The 16,650-nt window shown below is 37.9% G+C and carries 16 protein-coding genes; 2 read left to right on the top strand and 14 right to left on the bottom strand.

Annotated elements, in window-relative coordinates; translation table 11 throughout:
* Positions 1–84: 84 nt before the first annotated feature.
* The 3 genes from VPAR_RS01550 to modA all read right to left on the bottom strand — a co-directional run bounded on the left by VPAR_RS01550 (position 85) and on the right by modA (position 2,419).
* On the bottom strand, positions 85–714 hold the full coding sequence (locus VPAR_RS01550; protein WP_012863883.1) for an ATP-binding cassette domain-containing protein: 630 nt from the start codon (positions 712–714) through the stop codon (positions 85–87).
* 8 nt (positions 715–722) lie between these two features.
* Positions 723–1,391, bottom strand: a complete 669-nt coding sequence (gene modB, locus VPAR_RS01545) for a molybdate ABC transporter permease subunit (RefSeq protein ID WP_012863882.1) — start codon at positions 1,389–1,391, stop codon at positions 723–725.
* Positions 1,392–1,630: 239 nt separating this feature from the next.
* Positions 1,631–2,419 (bottom strand): molybdate ABC transporter substrate-binding protein, encoded by a 789-nt coding sequence (gene modA, locus VPAR_RS01540; RefSeq protein WP_012863881.1) that lies wholly within the window; start codon positions 2,417–2,419, stop codon positions 1,631–1,633.
* Between the two features lie 382 nt (positions 2,420–2,801).
* Here modA and VPAR_RS01535 point away from each other — a divergent pair, with 382 nt between their 5' ends.
* Complete coding sequence (locus tag VPAR_RS01535) at positions 2,802–3,791, top strand: AEC family transporter (protein ID WP_012863880.1); 990 nt, start codon at positions 2,802–2,804, stop codon at positions 3,789–3,791.
* A 129-nt stretch (positions 3,792–3,920) separates the two neighbouring features.
* Here VPAR_RS01535 and VPAR_RS01530 read toward each other — a convergent pair whose 3' ends face one another.
* From VPAR_RS01530 to glmS, 9 genes are all read right to left on the bottom strand, one after another.
* A complete protein-coding gene (locus VPAR_RS01530; protein WP_004693850.1) occupies positions 3,921–4,211 on the bottom strand; it encodes an ArsR/SmtB family transcription factor in 291 nt (96 codons plus the stop codon).
* A 192-nt stretch (positions 4,212–4,403) separates the two neighbouring features.
* Complete coding sequence (locus VPAR_RS01525) at positions 4,404–4,850, bottom strand: universal stress protein (RefSeq protein ID WP_004693853.1); 447 nt, start codon at positions 4,848–4,850, stop codon at positions 4,404–4,406.
* A 169-nt stretch (positions 4,851–5,019) separates the two neighbouring features.
* Positions 5,020–6,291 (bottom strand): hypothetical protein, encoded by a 1,272-nt coding sequence (locus VPAR_RS01520; protein WP_012863879.1) that lies wholly within the window; start codon positions 6,289–6,291, stop codon positions 5,020–5,022.
* 8 nt (positions 6,292–6,299) lie between these two features.
* The gene (locus VPAR_RS01515) at positions 6,300–7,055 is read right to left on the bottom strand and encodes an amino acid ABC transporter ATP-binding protein (RefSeq protein WP_012863878.1); all 756 of its coding nucleotides are present in this window, start codon (positions 7,053–7,055) and stop codon (positions 6,300–6,302) included.
* 153 nt (positions 7,056–7,208) lie between these two features.
* Positions 7,209–7,865: an amino acid ABC transporter permease gene (locus VPAR_RS01510; RefSeq protein ID WP_012863877.1), complete on the bottom strand. Its 657-nt coding sequence runs from the start codon at positions 7,863–7,865 to the stop codon at positions 7,209–7,211.
* Positions 7,866–7,988: 123 nt separating this feature from the next.
* Entirely contained in the window at positions 7,989–8,801 is an 813-nt protein-coding gene (locus VPAR_RS01505; RefSeq protein WP_012863876.1) for an amino acid ABC transporter substrate-binding protein, read from the bottom strand.
* 260 nt (positions 8,802–9,061) lie between these two features.
* Positions 9,062–9,538, bottom strand: a complete 477-nt coding sequence (locus tag VPAR_RS01500; RefSeq protein WP_012863875.1) for a hypothetical protein — start codon at positions 9,536–9,538, stop codon at positions 9,062–9,064.
* Between the two features lie 36 nt (positions 9,539–9,574).
* Complete coding sequence (gene trpS / locus VPAR_RS01495) at positions 9,575–10,561, bottom strand: tryptophan--tRNA ligase (RefSeq protein WP_012863874.1); 987 nt, start codon at positions 10,559–10,561, stop codon at positions 9,575–9,577.
* A gap of 58 nt (positions 10,562–10,619) precedes the next feature.
* Positions 10,620–12,452 (bottom strand): glutamine--fructose-6-phosphate transaminase (isomerizing), encoded by a 1,833-nt coding sequence (gene glmS / locus VPAR_RS01490; protein WP_012863873.1) that lies wholly within the window; start codon positions 12,450–12,452, stop codon positions 10,620–10,622.
* A gap of 537 nt (positions 12,453–12,989) precedes the next feature.
* On the opposite strand from glmS, the gene VPAR_RS01485 reads away from it, so the two are divergent.
* Complete coding sequence (locus tag VPAR_RS01485) at positions 12,990–14,387, top strand: hypothetical protein (protein ID WP_012863872.1); 1,398 nt, start codon at positions 12,990–12,992, stop codon at positions 14,385–14,387.
* 137 nt (positions 14,388–14,524) lie between these two features.
* On the opposite strand, the gene VPAR_RS01480 is transcribed toward VPAR_RS01485, so the two are convergent.
* Both VPAR_RS01480 and VPAR_RS01475 read right to left on the bottom strand, forming a co-directional pair.
* Complete coding sequence (locus tag VPAR_RS01480) at positions 14,525–15,616, bottom strand: tetratricopeptide repeat protein (RefSeq protein ID WP_012863871.1); 1,092 nt, start codon at positions 15,614–15,616, stop codon at positions 14,525–14,527.
* A gap of 239 nt (positions 15,617–15,855) precedes the next feature.
* Complete coding sequence (locus tag VPAR_RS01475; protein WP_012863870.1) at positions 15,856–16,551, bottom strand: aspartate/glutamate racemase family protein; 696 nt, start codon at positions 16,549–16,551, stop codon at positions 15,856–15,858.
* Positions 16,552–16,650: the final 99 nt, after the last annotated feature.

Genomic DNA, 16,650 nt, shown 5'->3' with positions numbered 1-16,650 from the left:
AAAATGAGACCCTATTCAAGTTGAATAGCATATATCATATGATAACGTTTATGAAGGTGTTTTATATTTTTATTAGACTTCTCCTTATTTAGGAATTGTAATAATTCCGTCTTCACAGGTCCAGTGCCGATCTCCAACCATTTCGGCTTCGCTTTCATCATGGGTAACCCATACACAAGGTACATCCCACTCGCGAATAATGGACACCAAATCTTCGCGCACATGCTTTCGCAAGTTCCAATCTAAAGCAGATAAAGGCTCATCGAGAAGCAAGATAGTCGGTTTAGAGTAGAGCGCACGTCCCAAAGCAACTCGTTGCTGTTCGCCACCAGACAGGCTGCCAGCCTTCGTTTTGCGATATTTCTCAAGGCCTAAACGCTGCAATAGACTATTGCACATGTCAGGTGTGCCTCGTTTGCTATAGGTAATATTATGTTCCACAGACAAATGAGGGAATACGATGTTGCCTTGTGGCATATAGCCTACCTGACGTTTTTGAGCGGGAACCCAAATCTTATTATCTCGATCCACCCACGTTGTTTCATTACAGTGAATACTACCTGTAGTGGGTTTTACAAGTCCTGCAATGCATTTAATGAAAGTACTTTTACCACTGCCGGATTGACCTGTCAAAACGGTAATACCAGAAGGAAGTACCCCATCGGCTTTCACAGTCACAGAAGGTCTAGCTACGGTAAAGGAAAATGTAATCATCGGACCTCCTAATTATTATCAATGTGACGGAACAAGGACCCCTTTGTGATGAGGTGAATTCCACTCAACAATGCCAATGTGAGCACACAAATATAGATAACTAATTCAAAAGCATCCATGTACTGCCCTGCCTCTACGTAAGAGTAGATAGCAAGTGGCATGGTGCGCGTTACCTTTGGAATATTGCCTGCAATCAAAATGGTAGCACCGAACTCGCCCATAGCACGACAGAAGGCTAAAATACTGCCCGTCAAAATGCCTTTCCAAGCGAGTGGTACGGAGATAGTAAAAAAGATACGTAACTCTGAAGCACCTAATGTACGCGCTACGTCCTCCATATTATGATCGACGGATTGCAATGCTGAACGCACCGTTTGATAAAACAACGGAAATGCAATTACAGAGGAGGCTATCACGGCACCGGATGCAGCAAAAACAACACTCATACCATGAGCTTCAAGCCAAGCACCAAACGCATAACCTGGAGTAAATACCATAAGTAACGCAAAACCAACAACTACCGGAGGCAGTACAAGTGGCAAGGTAATAAGTGCATCAAGAATGGCAATACCACCCCACTTGCAACGGTTCATCCAGTAACAAGTCGCTAAGCCACTTAAAATAACTATAATAAGGGCTATACTTGCCACCCATAGCGACAGCCATAATGGACTCATGTCACGCCCCCTTTCTATACACAACAACTCTAAAGTATGTGCTATATCCATTAATTCAAAAATACTTTTCAAACAAATTATATGCCCAAAATCATATCATATGTTAGATTATTAAGTGCTCATCACTACAAATGAGTAAAAGAAAAAGCATACAGTGGGCAATCATAAGATTAGTAATATCAATAATATCTCTATTGTATCATAAGAAAACGCTAGCCCTGAAAGCTAGCGCTTTACTCTTATTTAGAAGTAGAGAAACCGTATTTTTCTAATACTTTTTGGCCTTCTGGGCTCATTACGTATTGGTAGAAGTCTTTTGCCAATGCGTTGTCATATTTTTTAATAATACCGATTGGATAGATAACTGGATCATGGGAATCAGCCGGTGTTACTGCAGAGATTTCAACTGCATCACCCGCTGCGATAGCATCAGTTTTATAGATGAAACCAGCATCTCCAGCACCTTGGCTAATGGAAGCTGTTACAGCTTTTACATCTTTAGCGTATACTACATTAGGTTCGACCTGTTCCCAAACGCCTAGTTTTGTTAATACTTGTTTACCATAGTTACCAGCTGGTACTGTTTCAGGATTGCCCAATACGATACGCTTTACTGTAGCGATTTGATTTAGCTCAACCTTAGGTTGACCTTTTGGAACTACGAGAACGAGTTCATTAGTTACGAATGGTTTTACATCAGTTACCAAATCTTTTTCTTGTAACATTTTCATATTTTTCTCGTCAGCAGAAATAAATAAACTAGCTGGTGCACCTTGTTCGATTTGTTGACGTAATGTACCAGAACCAGCGAAGTTAATAGCGATTTGATCATCCGCTAAGTTATGGCTTTTTTTGTAAGCATCAGCCAATTCTGTAAGAGCACCTTTAAGGCTTGCTGCAGCTTGTACAGTAATCTTTTCAGATGTACTTGGTTTAGCTGACTCAGTTGGTTTACTTGCATCATTACCACAACCTACTAAAAAAGCAAGCATGAAAACGCTCATTAATACTAATAAAATTCGTTTCATAATTCCTCCTGTGCATCCCTTAAAACGCCATACTGTAAACGCCATGGTAATACCTAGAGACACTTCGCGTACTAACAAACTGAAATATACAACATATACATATTATACTATAAATCGATGGTTGAAATCGTATACTAAAATCACATTCTACATAGATATTTCTGATGATTATGATAAGTAATAATAATCAATAAATTTTTAAGCCCCAAACAATAGATACTATGGTATGATAATACTATAAAGGATAAAAATATTTTAGAAAACTTATTCACTTACAGCTTATATAAAACAACTGTATATTTACTACATATAGTTATACGATAAACTAAAACTATGCCTTATATATTAACTAATATATTAAAGAAAAACTCTAGGTGAGATGATGAATCTATTCGAATTAGTAGGCCATATTTTTATGAATTCTATGGTCCCTATCTTAGTACTTATAGGCGTGGGATTTATATTAGATAGAAGATTTAAACTCGATCTATATACGCTGAGTAAACTAAACTTTTATATATTGTTACCTACCTTTATATTTCGAGCGATGTATGAAGCTAAACTTAACTCAGGTACTTTGGAAATTGTATTCTGTGCGCTCTGTGTACTCATACTAAACTCCATCCTTTCAGATGTGGTAGGTAAGATGCAAGGATATGATGTGGCTAAGATTGCAACCTTAAAAAACTGCGTTATGTTTAATAACGTTGGGAATATGGGTGTCGCCCTTGCTATCTTTGTATTTACTAACATTCCATACGTCATCGATGGTGCTACCCCCTATGCTAATCTAGGTTTAGTGAGTGTTGTATCTATCATGATCATACAAACTATTAGCAGTAATACCTACGGTTTCTACCAAGCGGGAGCAGGACGATTAACCCCTCGGGATGCACTAAAAGTCGTATTCCACATGCCCATGGTATATGCTATCCCACTGGCGCTACTTTGCCACCTACTCCCTTTCGATTTACACGGTCTCTTCTTCTTTGCACCGCTCAATATATTTGCCAATGCTTTCGTTGGCGTCGCTATGATTGCCTTGGGTGTTCAAATTAATAGAACACCGCTAAACTTCTTTAAGATGGATGTCATGCTTGCTACCACATTACGACTCGTTGTAAGTCCACTCCTAGCAGCTGGTATTACTATATTATTCATTATGTTCTATGGACCTATGCATCCAATAGCGGCGCAAACTATCATCATAACCTACAGCGTACCTACCGCTATCAATATGTCTCTTATTGCTATTGAAATGAAGAATAATCCAGAATATGCTACACAAATCGTAATGGGCACAACTATTTTATCCGCTATAACAATGCCACTGTTTATTACTATAGCCTATTTTCTCTTCCCATTATATTGATACGAGTACACCTATACAAAAAGGAGCCCTCTAAAAGGGCTCCTTTTATTATATTTTGAGGCTAAAATACTTATAAGTGTATCATAGGCTCATATCTTATAATGAGACTTTAAATAATTACATTCTTAATTATTGATGAGCTACGTGTTCCATCCCCATGCGAACTAAACATTCAACATGATCATCGTTTAGAGAATAGTATGCTGTTTTCCCATCTTTACGATATGTAACAAGGCGCGCTTGGCGCAATACACGCAATTGATGAGAAATAGCAGATTGTCCCATCTCCATGGTTTCTGCAATGTGATTAACACACATTTCATTTTCTAGTAATAGCTCTACTATTTTAAGGCGTGTAGGATCACCCAAGATTTTAAACAGTTCTGCTAGCTTCAGCAATGATTCTTGTTTGTCGGTCATATAATCCCCCTTTTTTAATCCTATCCATTCTTTTTTGTAGCTCTTCTATGTCACTAATCGATACGTCTTAACGTATAACACCAATATATATGGCATACATATAGACATTATATCATTTTTAACATAAAAAAGAGACTTTGAGAAACCAAAGTCTCTTTTTTTATCATATCTATATAAAATATAAGATATAAATTATTTAATGATTAATACAGGGCAAGTGGAGTGGCTAGTTACATAGCTACTTACGCTACCCATGAATAAGCCTTTCAAAGGGCCAAGACCACGGCTACCCATTACGATGAGATCAGCATTATATTTTTTTGCCACTGCAAGTAGTGCAGGTCCAGGGGAGCCAACTTCAAATACGCTTTTAACTTTTACGCCTGCAGGAATTTCTTTCACTACATCATTAAGAATTTCCTTACCAGTTTCTTCCATATCCTCAGCAATTTGCTCAGATACATATCCACCAGAAATTGGTGTTTGATCAAAATTGGAAATAGCAGACACAATATTTGCAACGTGAACAACAATCAATTCAGCTTGGTTGCGATCCGCTACAGCGAGAGCATGTTCCAACGCACGTTTAGCATTTTCAGAACCATCAGTAGGTACGACAATAGTTTTGTAGGTAACCATAATAACCCCTCCTATTCCTAATCCCTCAAAGGGGATATGATCAAATATCGTTTAGCCTATACTAATATATTCTAGACCATCAAGGAAAACTCCTCTTTTTTCTGAGGATTTATTACATTATAGCACAAATCGTACAGAATTATACAAATAAAAGAATATTATGCGTATATTAAAGAACCTGAGACGATTGGTTTGTATTAAGTGTAGTAGTCAATCTAAAACCATCTAATACATCTATAAGTTCCTGAGTAGCAAGATTACTACCGGATGGACCAATCATTCGAGCTACTGCTACATTACCTTCATTGCCAAGAATAATTGTTGCGCCAAAGGATACTGGTTCCGCTACAGCTGTATCAGACGTATTTGGATTTTTCATATGGCCCGCCAAATAGAACATTACATTACCGTCAATGATATGCGTTTCATAACGAGTAATCGTGGCCTTGTTCACATCAACCAATTGTTTAAGATAATAGTCACCAAGCATTTGCTTGCCCATCATAGTTGGCATGCCGGAACTAACAGCTTGTACTGGAATTGTAAAGGACTCAATGTCAAGGCGTACATTATGTTTAGTGAAAGCAATCTTACCTTTTTCATTAAGACGGGTGAAACCTTTTGGATAGGTAAATTTGATACCTTCTGCAACACTGATATCGCTTGTGCCGGTTAATATTTTTTTTACCCCTTTAATAGCATTAGAACCGCGCTTATTGATCAATTCAAAGGATGGAATTGTATGCTCCATCAAACCTAGCTCCATAAACTCTGCACGAACAGGTGCATACGTACTAGACAAATTGTACCGATGAGTTGGATCTTTCTCCATGATAAATTCTGCTTCAAATACAGACTGAACCGGCTCTGTAGATGTCATATCTGCATAAGATTTTGGTGTACTCTTATCCCAGCGTGCGGAAACTGCACCTTTCTTAGCAAAGAATCCACCAACAATATCATTATGCTCAAAGTTATTGCTATGTTGGCGCCAGATATTTAAATACTCCTCATTAGACATGCCCTTAATAGGTACACCATACCAAGTCGTATTCCATTCTTTTTGAGATATTCCTTCTTGTGGTGTATTATTGCGCTTAGTAAAAGATACTGTATAGGAATCCTCTTGCGTAGGGCCCGCTAAATTGAAGGAATATCCTTGAATATGTTCACTTTCACTACGCACATCCATATCTAACATAACGCCATCAGCTACACGCCAAGGAATCGAGAACATATAACCATTTTTGTAATCCTTCACCACCGTGTTCATCTTAGTAGCATAGGATTTGTATTGTTCTGGCAAAATAGATGCGGAATCCTTCTGAGATTCCACAATAGATAAAGGTGTATCAGGCGTCTTCTGTAAATCTTCTGCCATAATAGAAGTCGTTCCCAAAGCCATGACAGCTAAGGTTGCCGCAAATAAACGTAACTTCATAGAACCTCCTATAACATATTATCCAAGAACGCTTTCGTTCTTTCGTTCTGCGGATGATTAAAAATTTGTTCTGGTGTTCCTTCTTCTTGAATAACACCATCAGCCATAAAGATAACACGATCCGATACTTCACGAGCAAAGTTCATTTCATGAGTTACGATAATCATCGTCATGTGATCGTCCGCCAATTGTTTGATTGTCTTAAGAACCTCACCAGTAAGCTCAGGATCAAGGGCAGATGTGGGTTCATCAAAAAGCATGATTTCTGGATTCATCGCTAGCGCACGGGCAATAGCTACACGCTGTTGCTGACCGCCAGACAAGCGAGATGGATACATATCTCGTTTTTCCCATAATCCTACTTTATTGAGTAATTGCTCTGCAATCGGTGAGATTTCGTCATCTTTCATACCTTTTACCATACGTGGAGCAATCATAATATTATCTAATACCGTCATATGCGGGAACAAATTGAAAGATTGGAATACCATACCCATGCGGAGCAATAATTCATGCTGAGTTTGAGGAGAGGCGTATTTTACAACCCCATTTTCAGTACTAGCAAGAATCGTACCATCAACGGTAATAGAGCCTCCATCAATCGTTTCTAACTGACCCAAGCAGCGTAAAAATGTAGATTTACCAGAACCAGAAGGTCCGATAATAGAAACGATTTCGCCTCTATTCATTTTGAGCGACACATCGCGCAATACGGTTTGATTATTAAAGCGTTTTTCAATACGCTCCATATTTACAAATGTCATAAGTACCTCTTACATCGTCATATTAAGTATATAACTAGCGCCTCAAGTAAAGATATCTCATCTATAAAATCGCATCTATAGACATCAAATAAAAATATCTTACCTATAAAACTAGCTACATCATTACATATGACAAACTACCATAGAATTAGATTAATCTTCGTATACAGCAAATCTTCGTTCTAAGTAGTTGAAGATATTCGTTAAAATAAAGGTAAAGATTAAGTAGAATAATGCTGCCACGAGGAATGCAGAAATATCAAAATCACGTTGTACGATAGATTTTGTAATACGCAAGATATCATTCATCGCCAATACATACACGAGAGATGTATCTTTCAATAAGTTAATCGTCTCATTCGCAAGAGGAGGCAATACACGTTTAAACATTTGTGGCAAGATGATCTTACGCATAGTTTGTGCATAGGTAAAACCAAGAACCTTTGCCCCTTCGTATTGACCACGAGAGATGGATTGAATCCCCCCACGGAAAATTTCACATAAATAAGCTGCGTAGTTTAAGACGAAGGTAAGAACTGCTGCCGTCGCATCATCCATTTGAATGGCACCGTCTGTGATGATTGGCAATGCATAATAGACGAATAAAATTTGTAGCATCAACGGTGTGCCCCGCATCAAATACACGAAAGCATCAACAAACTTATCTACTAAAGGCAATTTAGATAGGCGTAACATAGCCATTAAAATACCCCCAGGAATAGATAAAATCCATACAATACAGAATAGCGATACGGTTACCTTTAAACCATCAGCGATGGTTGGGATAATCTGCAATAAATAATCTAACATGAAAGACTCCTTCAAAACACGACTAGAGAAGGGCCATCTGGCCGCTTCTCTAGTGTACATTTCGTTCTTTAATTATCAGTTGTACCTACTGACCATAGTACTATTAGTATATCACGAATTGTACTATTTAGCATCGCTCTTATCTAAGTCTGCGCCTGAGCCTAACCATTTTTCAGCAATTTTATCAGCAGTACCGTCTTTTTTCATTTCAGCTAAGATACCATTAATTTTGTCACGCAAAGCAGTATCATCTTTACGGAAACCAACAGCGAAATTATCAACACCGTAGTCAGTACCTTCTACAATCTTGTATTTACCAGGTTCTTTTGTCATAAGATAACGAGCGATTACACCGTCAGCAATAACCGCATCAACACGACCAATACCAAGATCCATAAATGCACTTACAAAATCCGCATAGGATTTTGTCTCCTTAACAGTCTTACCGCTTGGGTCGTTTTGCAATGCTGCTTCACCAGTACTAGCTTGTTGCACGCCTACTACCTTACCAGCTAAATCGGCTTTACCTTTAATGGAATCATCGTCATTACGAACAATGACATATTGTTTATCCTTCATATATGTATTGGAGAACAAAATATTTTTCTCGCGCTCAGGAGAAACTGTTAAGCCATTCCACAACGCATCAATTTTTTTAGATTTTAGTTCCGCTTCTTTACTAGACCAGTCGATAGCTTTGAACTCTACATCCATACCAGCACGTTTAGCTGCTTCTTTAGCCATGTCGATATCAAAGCCAACAATTTCACCTTTTTCATCTTTAAAGCCCATTGGAGGGAAACTATCATCTAAACCGATAACAACTTTCTTAGGCAATTCTGTATTAGCTTTTTTAGTGTCACCACCACAACCTGTTACAAATGCCATCATAGATACAGCTGCAAGGCCAACGGCCATCATCTTTTTCCAATTCATAACTATCCTCCACAGCGATTATCGCCTATTTACCACTTAATAATATGTTCAATATAGATTTAGATTCCGTACTTAATGATTGTATTATACTTTAGTTCATTAAAGTTGTAAATAGTTAATTTGATGAATTTTTGAGTTTTTTATCTTACAGATTCTCCACATATATAGTTTATGATTCTAGATTCATTTGCTTTATGTTTCTGTAGTCCTATATTTATATTTCTGTATGCCTATATTATATAACGCTTCATACTCGTACTTTATGACTGCGTATGTTTATGGATGGCCTCAATCATCGCCATTTTATCATTGTACGCCACCTGATGCAGATCAAGTGGTATCACATAGATTCCACCATGATTATTCATCGCTTGCAACTCGCGCCATTCCTCAGTGAATCCGATAATATGCTCATAATCAACAAAGACGAAATATTCATCCCCATAGAATAAACTGTGAAAGTATTCTTTCACAGAAAAAGGCCTACGTTTTAACACGAGGCCCTTTTCACAGATAAAAGCTTGACTTTCACCTAATCTATGAAGGGTCCATAATATCACGAGCAGCAACAGATAATACCATACACGTTCCGCCCAGTCTGAGGGCATATATTTTACGATCAACGCACACACAACTAGACCGATGATGCGACCGGTCCACTGTATACCGCGATGTATTTCTAAGCTCTGTTGTACGGCACCTGATGAAAAGCGTTCCATCGCCTCTTGTTTCGTCATGGTTTACCTCACAAATTAAAAGTCTACTATATGATTTTATTTACGGCACAAGCCCATAGCTTGCTCTACCTTACGGTACATTGCACTTGCTTTAGCATGCGCCTTAGCAGCCCCTTCATCGAGGATTACATCCAATTCAGGGCTTGTAATCAATTCATTGTAACGTTGTTGAATTGGTTCAAGAGTTGCTACTAATAGATCAGCAATATCGGATTTAAATACACCGTAACCTTTGCCAGCGTACATTTCTTCGATAGCTTCGTAGCTGTCTTTCGTAATGGCACGGTATATTCCCATCAAGTTAGAAATGCCAGGTTTATTCTCTTTATCATAACGCACTGCATTATCAGAATCAGTTTGAGCGCGTTTCAATTTTTTCACAATCAAATCTGGAGCATCCAAAAGACGAATTGTAGCATTTTGGTTGTCGTCAGATTTACTCATTTTTTTGGTTGGCTCTTGTAAGCTCATGACACGAGCACCACCTTCGCCGACCTTGATATCAGGTACTACGAAAGTTTCACCGAATCTACGGTTAAAACGCTCTGCTAAATTACGAGTCAACTCAAGGTGTTGCTTTTGGTCTTCACCTACAGGAACATAATTCGTACCATATAGCAGAATATCCGCCGCCATCAATGGTGGATACGTAAGCAACGCTGTAGGAATAGAGTCACCTTGCTTTTGAGACTTATCTTTGTACTGAGTCATACGCTCTAATTCGCCAACATAGCTAATAGATTGCATAACCCAACCGAGCTTAACATGCTCAGGCACTTCGGATTGTACGAACAATGTTACCTTTTTAGGATTGAGACCAACAGCGAGGTACAACGCAGCCAAATTACGAGTATTTTGGAATAACTCTTTTGGATCTTGCGGTACAGTAATCGCATGTTGGTTAACGATGCAATAGTAACACTCATCAGTATCTTGATAGTCTAAAAAATTACGTAAAGCCCCCAAATAGTTACCAAGTGTTAACTCCCCACTTGGTTGGATGCCGGAAAATATAACTGCCATAATAGTCTCCCTATATTGAAATAAACCAACAGTGCCGAAGCACTGTTGGTTATATATATTATTCTACGGTTACAGATTTAGCCAAGTTACGTGGCTTGTCTACGTCTGCACCACGAGTAATCGCTGCGTAGTACGCCAATAATTGCAATGGTACAACCGCTAAGATTGGAGCGATGAATTTATTTGCACGAGGCACATAGATTGTGTGGTCAACGTGTTTAGATAATTCTTCGTCACCTTTCATACCGATGCCGATTACGATAGCTTCACGCGCTTTTACTTCGCGGATGTTGCTGATCATCTTGTCATAAACATCCTCTTGTGTAGCCAATGCGATAACAGGTACGCCCTCTTCAATAAGAGCCAATGTACCATGTTTCAATTCGCCACCTGCATATGCTTCAGCGTGGATGTAAGAAATCTCTTTCAATTTCAAAGCCCCTTCCATCGCTACTGCGTAGTCGATAGCACGACCCAAGAAGAACGCATCAGATTTGAAGCCATAATGTTTTGCAAAGGCTTTCATATCTTCGTCTACTTCAAAGATTTCATGAATCAAGGATGGTAAGTTTTTAACGCCGCTAAGAATTTCTTCGCCTACAGCTGGATTCATTTTGCCGTTTAATTGGCCAAGGTATACAGCGAACAACAAGCCTGCTACTAATTGAGTAGTGTACGCTTTTGTGGACGCTACAGAAATTTCAGGACCAGCCCATGTGTAAACTTTGTTATCCGCTTCACGAGAAATGCTGGAACCAACAACATTGGTAATAGCCAAGGATTTGGCACCAAGGCGTTTAGCTTCCTTCAAGGCCGCCAATGTATCGGATGTTTCACCGGATTGGCTGATAACGATACATAATGTTTTATCATCAGTCAACGGGTTGCTGTAACGATATTCAGATGCGATTTCCACATCAACTGGAATACGCGCCAAGTTTTCAATATATTGTTTTGTTACAAGCCCTGCATGGTATGCAGTACCGCATGCAACGATGAGAATTTTATTGAAAGCTGCCACATCTTCAGCAGTCCAATTCAACTCATCAAAGATAGCTGTCTTACCGTCTTCAGAAATATGTGTACCAAATGTATCACGAACAGCCTTAGGTTGATCATGAATTTCTTTCAACATAAAGTGTTCATAACCGCCTTTTTCTGCTGCTTCCGCATTCCAGTTAACATGGAATACCTCTTTATCAACAGCTTTTCCTTCACGGTCAAATACGGATACATTATCGCGAGTTACGATAGCTAATTCGCCATCGCTTAAAATATATGTGTCACGTGTGTAATTAATAATAGCTGGAATATCGGAAGCAACAAAGTTTTCCCCTTTGCCGAGGCCGATAACCAAAGGGTTTTCTTTCTTTGTACAAATGATTTTATCCGGTTCATCGGCACAGATGATTTCGAGAGCATACGCACCGTCTACACGATTCAGCATACGACGAACAGTACCGACAAAATCGCCATCGTACATGTCCTCCAATAAATGTGCAACCACCTCTGTATCCGTTTCAGATTTGAAATGATATCCTTTTGCGATGAGTTCCTCTTTTAAAGGCATATAGTTTTCAATAATACCGTTATGTACAACGGCAAATTTACCATCTTCAGATGCATGAGGATGCGCATTCATATCGGATGGACGACCATGTGTAGCCCAACGAGTATGTCCGATACCTACAGTTCCTTCATTAGGATCCGCTTTCACGATAGTCTCTAAATTGGAGAGACGGCCTACCTTTTTTTGAATTTTAATAACATTTTCAGGACCGATAACAGCAATACCTGCAGAGTCATAACCACGGTATTCTAACTTTGCCATACCGTCCAACAAGAAATCAGATGCTTGATTAAAGCCAATGTATCCTACGATACCGCACATGAGTATATCCTCCTATAACTGGGGGTATTTCTAGCCCCAGCAAAAACTAAGGCTAACTAATTAATGTTCTAGATTAATGTTCTAGATTAATATTCTATTTAATGTATTAATTATTAATTCAATACAATTCATTCAGATATACTTTGTCCCCATCGTTACCGATGGGCTTTTTAATACCTGTTACGACATGAATATGCCGGAAGAGCATCCGCTGATGACTCGATCACTCTTCACCTCGTCTACCCTAACGACTGCCTTCGTGGGTACTTGCGCTATTCGCCTTTACGAATTCGGAATTCCTTTCTGTGATATATGGCAGAATCAGTACAAAATAAAATATGTACTGAGGTATATTATACTAAAAAAATCGATAAAAAGTAAACCACCTCAGATAATTCAAAAGGAATAAAAAAGATTGTTTCTATGCTTCACGTCCTTTTCATTGTAAGAAATTATACTTCTATCATTCTAAATTTTACACAATTAGATTTTGTTGTATTTTCAAAATGTATGTATATAATTTGGGAGATATTAATCATGAATAAAACAACGATTAAAAAGAAACATAAAAATAGAAAAAATAGTTTGTCCTATAGAAAGTTACGCCGTTGGGTATTACCTGCAGTCCTTGGTGCTGCCCTATCAACGTTAGCTATCATTCCAACCTTAGCAGCAGAAACTCAGCCTAACACTAACATCGCAGTTGTAACCACAACAGAGCAAACCAAAACAGTACCATCCGCACAAGGAAGCACATCTCCAAACGGTGGTCCTAATAGTATGGCACCACAAGCTGATGCAGATCCTAATACTTTCAAAGGCACAACTATCATTACAGAAAACAAATCTATTGCTCATGAGTCGATGACAAATACAACAGCCGATCAGAATGCTTTCATCGGTAAAAATAAAGCAGTCGTAAACATCGAAAATAGCGTATTTGATAAAACGGGTAACACTACAAGCGATGATAACAGCAATTTTCGTGGTCAAAATGCAGTAGTCCTCAGCATTGACGGCAGTCAAATCAACATCAAGGGTAGCAATATTACATCTAACTCTAAAGGTTCTAATGCAGTCTTTGCCACTGGTGAAAACTCGGTTATCAACGTAGAAAATACTAATATTCACACAAAAAGCGATTCCTCTCGTGGTTTAGATGCTACTTACAAAGGTACTGTAAATGGCAAAAATCTAACTATCACCACTGAAGGGGCTCACTCCGCTACACTTGCTACAGATCGCGGAGAAGGCACTATCACCGCAGAAGCAGCAAAACTCACCACATCTGGCGAAGGCAGTCCTGTTATCTACTCCACGGGTAATATTATGGTAAACAATGTCAACGGCATAGCGAATAACAGTGAAATTGGCGTCGTAGAAGGTAAAAACTCCATAACCCTTACAAACTCCAATGTAACTGGCTACAAAGACAATGGTTTTATGCTATATCAAAGCTTCTCTGGTGATGCTGAAAGCGGTATTGCTCGTCTGAAAGCAGAGAATAACACACTCACAACTCACGCTACAGGTGCGTTTCTCTATGTAAACAACACCACTGCTGAAGTAGACCTTTCTAACAATGCAATCTCTATGCCGAACACATCTACCCTAGTGAAAGCAGCTGCTGACTCCCGTTGGGGAAAAACTGGTGAGAACGGCGGTCACCTCACACTCCGCACATCTAATCAAGAACTAAGTGGTAATATTATGGCCGATTCAATCAGTACCATCGCTCTTGACATGATAAATGGATCTAGCCTTGTAGGTGCTGTAAACACAGACAATACGGCTAAAGAAGTAACAGTGAAACTCAGCAAAGACTCCAATTGGATACTCACTGGCGACAGCTATGTAAAATCCTTGAGCAACGAAGACACAACCGGCAGTAACATTCAATTGAATGGATATAAACTTGTTGTGGCTGATAAATAATATCAAAAGCACTACTCTGAATAATTGCAATTCAAAGTAGTGCTTTTAATTTGTTAAACTTACTTGTATATCAATTTAAATATATAAATCATCTTTATATAAATCTACCAATAAGCAGATTAAAAATCATGAGATAGCTAATCTATTAAATAACAGCCATATATTGGCCACAATTTTAATTTCACCGTAGGCTTGTAGTTTTCATATTTAATCTTATACTCTAATATATTTAGGCTTTCTAAATCATCTTCCCAACATTGGAGATGCTCTTGCCTCTCTTCTTCACTCGCAAAGTCATCATCTATTTTTACATCTTCAATACATGCTAGTATTTTTGTTCGTTGTTTGTCCACTTCTAGATGGAATTGGTCATATTGATTCATAGTCCAAAGGCCAAAATAATAAGGGCCGTAATTTAGGTCACAAGAGCTTTTAGCCTTTTCACATTCTTCTAAGAATAATTTGTACTCATCTAATACATAATAGGCATTAAAGATATCAAACTCCCAAATTTCATCATCTCGCTGATATGCAGGATCTCCACCAATCTTAATTTTCTTCAAATAATCAAGGGATTGGATTTTATTTCCTAAATACACATCACAATAAGCTATACAAAGAAGTAATCGCATTCTATTTGGACAGTTTTCAAGTAACTGCACAAAAATGGTCTTTGCTTTTTCATATTCTTTGAGTTCAAATAAACATACCGCATAGCCAAAGTTCATTTCATAATTATCTGATATGTTTCGTCCCTTTTCATAAGTCAGTAAGCTTCTCTCCAATTCCTCTACTGAGCCCTTTTCTGCATAAGATGTAAAATGATATAAAGCCAGCCCTCGGTAGGTCTCTATATATGGAGAGTTTAGCTTTACCGCTGCAGATAGATACTCATATTCTTTTATACTCCCCTCATCGTTATAATAAAAAGCCAAATTAGTGTAAACTCTTGCTTTTTCAGTATCACTCAATTCTTCTTTGTATTTTCTAAGGAACTCTTCCAATAGTTGTATTGAATTTTCTTCATGCCTCAACACCTGTTCAACAGTTGCTAAAGCACATACCACATCCACATCATGCGGTTGCTCATGCATCAAACCATGCAAGTAAGTTCTAAAACGCTCTGCATATTCCTTTAATACATTATAATTACTACATATAGATACCTTATAAGTAGTTTCATATTCTACTTTAAGATTTTCCCAATACTCTTTTATAGCAAGCTTCATATTACACCTTTTCTATCGAATATATTTCAGACTATATGGCTATGATAACACAAATTACTTCCTATATACGTGCCTATAGTAACTCCTCTCATATAAATTCAAACCATGCTAAAAGATTTCCTTTAGTCTCTAGCTAGTTCTAATTGCATAAAAACAACCCTCTATTAGATATTCTAAAAATGAATAAAAATATCTAATAGAGGGTTATGTTATTTAAACAAAAATAAAAGCTAACTATATTATGCTCTACCAATAGAAATCAACGCCGCATTTTTTGCATGTATCAATGTAGTATCAAATAACGGTATATCTGTATCATCCTGTTTAATAAGTAGTCCGATTTCAGTACAGCCTAAAATAACACCTTGTACACCAGATTTTACCAAATCACCAATAATATCTAAGTATTGTTGTTTAGATTCATTAGAAATAACACCTAAACACAATTCATTGTATATAATACTATTCACAAGTTCAACTTGATCTTCGTTAGGGATAACAACATGAATCCCCCGATTTTCCAAGATACATTTATAAAAATCTTGTTGCATCGTGTACTTGGTACCGAGTAGACCTACCTTTGTAATACCTGATTTTTCTAACTCTACTGCAGTCATTTCCGCAATATGAAGAAGAGGTATGTGAATATGTCTTTCTATTTTATCCGCTACTTTATGCATTGTATTCGTGCATATAACAATATAATCAGCACCAGCCTTTTCAAGAGATTGAGCCGCATCGGATAAAATTTCAGCACTTCTATCCCAATCGCCATTTGCCTGGCACTTTTCTATTTCTTCAAAATCAACGCTATATAAAATACATTTTGCCGAATGTAAGCCGCCCAAAACTTGCTTAATAGTTTCATTCAAAACTTGGTAATACGTAATCGTACTTTCCCAGCTCATTCCCCCAATTAAGCCTATTGTTTTCATAATATCACCCTCTAAGCTTAGAATAAACCAAAATAAAAAGATTATTCATTATGATTATTCAATTTTAAATATCACTCATCTCTAAACCTCCTATATATG

It is taken from the genome of Veillonella parvula DSM 2008 (assembly GCF_000024945.1).
Classification (GTDB): Bacteria; Bacillota; Negativicutes; order Veillonellales; family Veillonellaceae; genus Veillonella; species Veillonella parvula.
The sequence above is the reverse complement of the archived record's forward strand: the minus strand, read 5'-3'. Positions and strand labels throughout refer to the sequence as shown.